General features: G+C 70.2%; 4 protein-coding genes. All 4 read right to left on the bottom strand.

From position 1 onward, the window contains the following. Positions 1 to 115: 115 nt before the first annotated feature. The 4 genes from ACIPSE_RS23830 to ACIPSE_RS23815 all read right to left on the bottom strand — a co-directional run bounded on the left by ACIPSE_RS23830 (position 116) and on the right by ACIPSE_RS23815 (position 6,802). The gene (locus ACIPSE_RS23830; RefSeq protein WP_401665390.1) at positions 116 to 2,554 is read right to left on the bottom strand and encodes an FAD-dependent oxidoreductase; all 2,439 of its coding nucleotides are present in this window, start codon (positions 2,552 to 2,554) and stop codon (positions 116 to 118) included. A 192-nt stretch (positions 2,555 to 2,746) separates the two neighbouring features. Continuing rightward, entirely contained in the window at positions 2,747 to 3,709 is a 963-nt protein-coding gene (locus tag ACIPSE_RS23825) for an ABC transporter substrate-binding protein (RefSeq protein WP_401665388.1), read from the bottom strand. Positions 3,710 to 3,722: 13 nt separating this feature from the next. Beyond that, entirely contained in the window at positions 3,723 to 5,717 is a 1,995-nt protein-coding gene (locus ACIPSE_RS23820) for an ABC transporter permease subunit (protein WP_401665385.1), read from the bottom strand. Continuing rightward, on the bottom strand, positions 5,714 to 6,802 hold the full coding sequence (locus tag ACIPSE_RS23815) for a glycine betaine/L-proline ABC transporter ATP-binding protein (protein ID WP_401665383.1): 1,089 nt from the start codon (positions 6,800 to 6,802) through the stop codon (positions 5,714 to 5,716). The genes ACIPSE_RS23820 and ACIPSE_RS23815 overlap by 4 nt, the downstream gene beginning before the upstream one ends. Between the last annotated feature and the right edge of the window lie 16 nt (positions 6,803 to 6,818).

Below are 6,818 nucleotides of genomic sequence, written 5' to 3'. Positions count from 1 at the left end.
AATGTGCTTGTTTTTTGTTAGCGCCTCCCGGTACACTACGCCCCCCACCCGGACCCGGGGCGGGGGCCGGTGGCCCCCGCCGCCCCCCCCCCCACGGCCGGTGATCAGGGAGTTCTCAGCCGCGCAGGCGGGACATCGCCGGGTCGAACAGGGGTTCCTCGGCGACGGCCGCCTCGATCCGCCGGTCGAAGTAGCCGATGTGCACGGTCGTGCCGGGGGTGGCGAGCTCCGCGGGGAGCCAGGCGTAGGCGATGCCCTTGCCGATCGTGTGGCCGTAGGCGGCGCTGGTGACGTAGCCGACGGCGCGGTCACCGTCGTAGACCGGTTCCTTGCCCATGACGACGGAAGCCGGGTCGTCGATGGTGAGGCAGGCGAGCCTGCGCCGGACGTCCGCCTTGCGGCGTTCGAGGGCCGCCTTGCCGATGAAGTCGCCCTTGTCGGGCTTGACGGCGAAGCCGACGCCGGCCTCGTAGGGGTCGTGCTCGTAGGTCATGTCGGTGCCGAAGGAGCGGTACCCCTTCTCCAGGCGGAGGCTGTTGAAGGCGCCGCGGCCCGCGATGATCCCGCCGAGCGGTTCGGCGGCCCGCCACAGGGTGTCCCAGAGTTTCAGGCCCTGGTCGGCGGTGGTGTAGAGCTCCCAGCCGAGTTCGCCGACGTACGACAGGCGCATCGCGGTGACGGGGACACTGCCGATGTGGGCGCGCTGGGCGCGGAAATACTTCAGGCCGTCGTTCGAGAAGTCCTCGTCGGTGAGGGGTTGCAGGACCTCGCGGGCGAGGGGGCCCCACAGGCCGACGCAGCAGGTGCCCGGGGTGATGTCGCGGACCTGGACGGTGCCGTCGGCGGGGAGGTGCCGGGTGAGCCAGTCGAGGTCGGTGTTGCCGTTGGCGCCGATCTGGAAGAGGTCGCGGGCGAGGCGGGCGACGGTGACGTCGCTGCGGATGCCCCCGTCGTGGTCGAGGAGGAGCGTGTAGGTCACGGAGCCGACGGACTTGGCGACCTTGCCGGTGACCATGCCCTCCAGGAAAGCGGCGGCGCCCGGGCCGCTCACCTCCAGCCGCTTGAGGGCCGTCATGTCGTACAACGCGACGGTCTCGCGGGTGACTTGGGCTTCGGCTGCCACGATGGGCGACCAGTAGCGGGCGGCCCAGTCGTTCGGGACGGGGATCGAACGGCCTTCCACGAGGCCCGCGTTGGCCTGGTACCAGTGAGGGCGCTCCCAGCCGTTGGCCTCCAGGAAGAAGGCGCCGTGCTCCTCCTGCCGGACGTGGAAGGGGCTGGTGCGGATCGGGCGCGGCGCCCCGGAGGGCTGGAGCGGGTGCAGGATGTCGTAGACCTCGACGAAGTTCTGGCAGTCCCGGGCGAGGACGTACTCCGGGGCCAGCTGGTGGGGTTCGAAGCGGTTGACGTCGCACTCGTGGAGGTCGAAGGACGAGCAGTGGCCGTCGGTCAGCCACTCGGCCATCGCGCGGCCGACGCCCGCGGAGTGGGTGACCCAGACGGCCTCCGCCACCCAGAAGCCCTTGAGGTCCCGGGACTCGCCGAGGAGGGGGAAGTTGTCGGTGGTGAAGGAGAACAGGCCGTTGATGCCCTCCTCGACCTTGGCGTCCTTCGTCACGGGCAGCAGGGACAGGGTCTCGGTCCAGGCGTCGGCGAAGTCGCCTTCGGTGAACTCCAGTACGGACGGCATGGGCCGGTTCTCGTCGAAGGCGAGGATGTCGTCGGCGGGGACGGGCAGGGGGCGGTGCCCGTACGAGCCGATGCCGATGCCGTCGTAGCGGTCGCGGTAGTAGAGGTCGGCGTCCTGGTGGCGAAGGATCGGGCGGACGGCCTCCTCGGTCTGGCCGGCGAGCGCGGGAACCGGTCCGGTCCAGGCGAGTTGGTGGGCGAGCGGGGTGAGCGGGAGGTTCATCCCGGCCATGCGGGCGATCCTGGGGCCCCAGATGCCGGCGCAGCACACGACGACGTCGGCCGGGATCTCGCCCTGGTCGGTCAGCACCCCGGTGACCGCGTCGTCGGCCCGGAGGATGTCCAGCACCTCATGGCGGGGCAGGAACCTGACGCCGCGTGAGGTGGCGCGGCGGATCTGCGCCTCGACGGCGAGGACCGCCTTGGCGAGGCCGTCCGTGGGGACGTACAGGCCGCCGAGGACACGGTCGGGGTTGATCAGGGGGTGCCGGGCGACGCATTCCTCTCGGCTCAGCACGTGGGCCTCGACCCCCCAGGCGGTGATCCAGCCGTGGCGGCGGTGCAGTTCGGTGAGGCGCTCGGGGGTGGTGGCCACCTCCAGGCCGCCGACCTGGAGGAAACAGGGCTTGCCGTCGACGTCGAGGGAGCAGAGCTTCTCGACGGTGTAGCGGGCCAACTCGGTCATCGTCTTGGACGAGTTGGTCTGGAAGACCAGACCCGGCGCATGGGAGCTGGAACCGCCGGTCGCCGGGAGCGGGCCCTGGTCGACCACGGTCACGTCGGTCCAGCCGCGCTCGGAGAGCTCGTCCGCGAGAGCCGCGCCGACGACGCCCGCTCCGATGACGACCACTCGGGGTCCCGCCATTGCCGCACCTCCGGTTCAGTTGCTTCGTACGCAACGTGATTCAGGTTGCGCAACTCAATGTGCCCGTCGCGCATGGGGGTGTCAAGAGGCCCGTGACCTGCGCGGACGCGGCCCGGAAACGACCCGGAAACGGCAACGCCCGGTGGGCGGTACGCCTGTTGCGCGCACCGCCCACCGGGCCTACGGAACGGGCTACTTGATCCAGGCCTCCACCTTGTCGCGGTGGGCGTCGACCCACTTCTTGGCCGCCGCCTCGGGGGTCATCTTGTCCACGGCGATGTACTTGGCGACCGTGTTCTGGTCGTCGTTGGTCCAGTTGAAGTTCTTGACCAGGTCGTAGGCGGGGCTGCCGGACTTGGCGAAGTCCGCGCTGACTATCTTGTCGAGGTCGTACTCGGGGTAGTCGCAGGCGATCTTCGCGGCGTCCGCGTCACAACCGTCCGTGTACTCCGGGAGATCGACCTTGACGAGCGGCACCTCGGACAGGAACCACTGGGGCTCGTAGAAGTAGCCGATCACCCATTCCTTGTTCTGCTCCGCCTTGCGGAACGCCTGGATGAGGGCGGTCTCGCTGCCCGCGTACACGACCTTGAAGTCGAGCTTCAGGTTCTTCACCAGCGCCTCGTCGTTGGTGACGTACGAGGGGTCGCCGTCGAGGAGCTGGCCCTTGCCGCCGGACTCGGAGGTCTTGAACTTCGCGGCGTACTTGTTGAGGTTCTTCCAGTCCGTGATGTCCGGGTGGGCCTTGGCGAGCCACGGCGGCACGTACCAGCCGATGATGCCCTTGTTGCCGGTGGAGCCGGCCTCGACGGCGGTCTTCTGGTCGGTGATGTACTTCTTCTTCAGGTCGTCGTGGCCCCAGTTCTCCAGGACGGTGTCGACCTCGCCGGTGCCGAAGCCCTGCCAGGCGATCTCCTCCTTGAGGTCCTTCTGGACGACCTTGCAGCCGAGGTCGTTCTCGGCGACGTAGGCGACGACCGCCGCGTCCGCCTCGTAGCCGACCCAGGGGTTGACCGCGAGGTTGAAGGTGCCGCACTTGCCGGACTCCTCCGAGCCGCCGGCGCTGTCGTCACCGACCTTCGCGCCGCCGCACGCGGTGAGGGCCAGGCCCAGGACCGCCATGCCGGCCACGCCGGCTCGCCAGTGTCTTGCCATCGTGTGGTGCTCCTTACGCGCTGGTGCGGCGGGCCGCCGCCTGAGTGATCCGGTCGAACATGACACCGAGCAGGACGATGGCGAGCCCGGCCGCCAGGCCCTTGCCGTACAGCTCTCCCTGCGAGAAGCCCGCGACGACGTCGTAGCCGAGGGCGCCCGCGCCGACCAGGCCGCCGACCACGACCATCGCCAGGACGTAGATGAGGCCCTGGTTGGTGGCGAGGGTGAGCGCGCCGCGGGCCATCGGCAGCTGCACCTTGGTGATGATCTGCCAGGTGTTGCATCCGGCGGCGGTGGCCGCCTCGACGGTGGTCGCGGGCACGTTGCGCACCCCGTCGGCGACGATCTTCATGGCGACGGGGGCGGCGTAGACGACGGCGGCGACGATCGCGGTGAAGCGGGTCGCGCCGAACAGGGCGAGGAACGGCACCAGATAGACGAACGGCGGCATGACCTGGGCCGCGTCGAGCGTGGGCCGCACCAGCCGGTCGGCGAGGGCGCTGCGCCCCATCCACACGCCGAAACCGACGCCGAGGAGCATCACCAGGACCGTGGCGACGACGGTGGAGGCCAGGGTGGTCATGCTGTCCGACCACAGGCCGGTGCCGACGAGCAGCCCGACGCAGACGGCCGTGGTGACGCCGGAGCGCCATCCGCCGAGGACGACGGCGAGCGCGACGAGGGCGGCGCCGACCAGCCACCACGGGGAGTCGGTGAGGAGGGTCTGGAACGGGTTGAGCAGGCCGGTGGTGAGGGCGTCGCGGATGCCGTTGGTGAGGCCGGAGAGGTGGTCCTGCGCCCAGGTGGTGACGTGGTCGGCGCCGCTGGAGACGGCGCTGCCGGTGCCGCCGTCGCCGGGGAACTCCGCCGCCCACACGTAGGTGTGCGAGAGGTAGACGAGGACGGCGGTGACGGCCGCGCCCGCCCCGAGGAGCGGCCGGCGCCAGGCCAGGAACCGGTTGCGGGAGCCGCGGGCCGTCTCCGCGCGGGTACTGGCCGCGGTGGTCACCCGGTCCAGGACGATGGCCAGGACGACGATCGCGAGACCGGCGTTGAAGGCGGTTCCCACGTCGAGGGACTGGAGGGCCTGGACGACGGTCTTGCCGAGGCCGGGCGCGTCGATCAGGGCGGCGATGGTGACCATGGCGAGCGCGGCCATGATGGTCTGGTTGACGCCCATGACGACGGTCCGCTTCGACATCGGCAGCAGCACCTTGGTCAGTGACTGCCGCCGGGTGGCGCCGAGCGAGTCGGCGGCCTCGACCGTGGTCCGGGGCACCGTGCGGATGGCGTGCGCGGTGATGCGGATCGCGGGCGGCGCCGCGTAGACGAGGGTGGCGATCGTCGCCGAGGCCGGGCCGATGAGGAAGAACAGCGTCAGCGGCGCCAGGTAGACGAAGGTCGGCATCGTCTGCATGAAGTCCAGGAACGGGGTCACGATCCGGTCGACACGGTCGGAGAGACCCGCCCAGACCCCGATGGGTATCGCGAACAGCAGCGCCACGAACACGGCGGACACGGTGAGTGCCAGGGTGTCCATGCTCTCCTGCCACAGACCCTGGAGGCCGAGGAAGGTGAAGCCCGCGACGGCGAGCAGCGCGACCCGCCAGTTGCCGACGGCCCAGGACACGTATCCGGCGACGGCGACGACGCCGAGCCAGCCGATCTGCGGGAGGGGACGGCCCGCGGAGGGCTGCGCGATCAGCTCCTGGACGAAGGTGACCAGGGTGTCGATGACGAGGCGGATCTCGTTGAAGAAGTACAGGAAGACGGGGTTGGAGTTGCGGTTGGCGCCGACGGAGTCGTTGACGTCGTTGAACCAGTGGTGCAGACCGGTGAGGTCGGCCGCCGCGAGGGTCAGGGTCTGCTTGCCGCGCAGCACGGCGAACAGGACCAGCCAGACGACGAGGATCGCGGCGAGGGCCGCGGGCCGGCTGATCCCGCGCGCCGGTCCGGCCGGTGGTTCCCCGGCGGTGGCCGTCTCCGGTTTCTCCATGACGACGGTCACTGCGCGCCGCCTTCCTTCCCGGCGACGACCGCGAGGATCTCCTCGTCGCCCACGATCCCGAGCAGCTTGCCGTTCTCGACGACCTTGACGGGCTTCTCCGCGGCGAGGACGGCCCGGGTGGCCTCGCGGACGACGACGTCGGGGCCCAGCTCCGGTCCGTCCAGGGCGTCCGTGTCCTGGGGGGCGCGCATGATCCAGCGCAGGGTGAGGACGTCGCCGCGCGGCACGTCCTTCACGAACTCGCGGACGTAGTCGTCGGCCGGTGCGCCGACGAGTTCGTCGCCGGTGCCGCACTGGACGGTCTTCCCGTCGCGCATGATGAGGATGCGGTCGCCGAGTTTGAGGGCCTCGGACAGGTCGTGGGTGATGAACACCATGGTCTTGCCGACCTCGCGGTGCAGCCGGATGACCTCGTTCTGCATGTCGCGGCGGATCAGCGGGTCGAGGGCGGAGAACGGCTCGTCGAAGAAGAGGACGTCCGGGTCGCCCGCCAACGCCCGTGCCAGACCGACGCGTTGCTGCATGCCGCCGGAGAGCTGGTCGGGGTAGGAGTTCTCGTACCCGGCGAGGCCGACGAGTTCGACGACCTCCTGGGCGCGCCTGACGCGTTCGGCGCGGCCCAGGCCCCGGATCTCCAGTCCGAACGCCACGTTGTCCACGACGCGGCGGTGGGGCAGCAGACCGAAGTGCTGGAAGACCATGGAGAACTTGCTGCGCCGCAGTTCGCGCAGGCGCTTGGCGTCGGCCTGGCGGATGTCCTCGCCCTCGAAGACGACCTCGCCCGCGGTGGGTTCGATCAGCCGGGTCAGACAGCGCACGAGGGTGGACTTGCCGGAGCCGGACAGGCCCATGACGACGAAGACCTCGCCGGGCGAGACGTCGAACTCGACGTCGCGCACAGCGGCGGTGCAGCCGGTGCGGTCCATGAGTTCACGGCGGGTCAGGCCGCACAGCTCCTCGGAGTCCGGGACCTGGTCGGCCCTGGGTCCGAACACCTTCCACAGCCTGCGCACGGAGATGACCGGGGTGGAGCCCGAGTCGTGGGGCGTGCCGCGCCGCTGCGGCACCTCGGTCTGTGTGGTCACGTTCGACCTCTTTTCG

Origin of the sequence: Streptomyces sp. NPDC090106 (assembly GCF_044747265.1) — a bacterium.
GTDB lineage: Bacteria > Actinomycetota > Actinomycetes > Streptomycetales > Streptomycetaceae > Streptomyces.
The sequence above is the reverse complement of the archived record's forward strand: the minus strand, read 5'-3'. Positions and strand labels throughout refer to the sequence as shown.